Origin of the sequence: Vogesella mureinivorans, from assembly GCF_007644035.1 — a bacterium.
Lineage (GTDB): Bacteria > Pseudomonadota > Gammaproteobacteria > Burkholderiales > Chromobacteriaceae > Vogesella > Vogesella mureinivorans.
Genome location: NZ_VMTV02000841.1, coordinates 1 through 341, shown reverse-complemented (window position 1 = coordinate 341; position 341 = coordinate 1). Strand labels below are relative to the sequence as shown.

The window sequence follows — 341 nt, the reverse complement described above, 5'->3', positions numbered from 1 at the left end:
CAGGAGTGCGTAGCGGGCCAGGGCCCACCCATGCATGCGCTCAGGGTGGGCCGAGGGCCACCCCATGACCCGCGGGCGAACGCTTGGCAGCGGAGCGTTCGACATACGCCAGGGCATGGGCGGCCAGCGTCGTCGCGGGGCGCTACCATGGACGGCCCCGCTGCCCCAGAGCCCCGCGCCCGACATGTCCGACAACGACGCCTTCAAGCAAGCCGCCCTCGACTATCACCGCCAGCACCCGCCGGGCAAGATCAAGGTCACGCCGACCAAGGCACTGGTGAACCAGCGCGATCTAGCGCTGGCCTATTCGCCGGGCGTGGCCGCGGCCTGCGAGGCGATCG

1 pseudogene is annotated in these 341 nt (G+C 71.3%); it reads left to right on the top strand.

Features of this window, described 5'->3' with window-relative positions:
- Positions 1 to 184: 184 nt before the first annotated feature.
- Positions 185 to 341 (top strand): annotated as a pseudogene (locus tag FLQ44_RS24485) (malic enzyme); the annotation flags it as partial.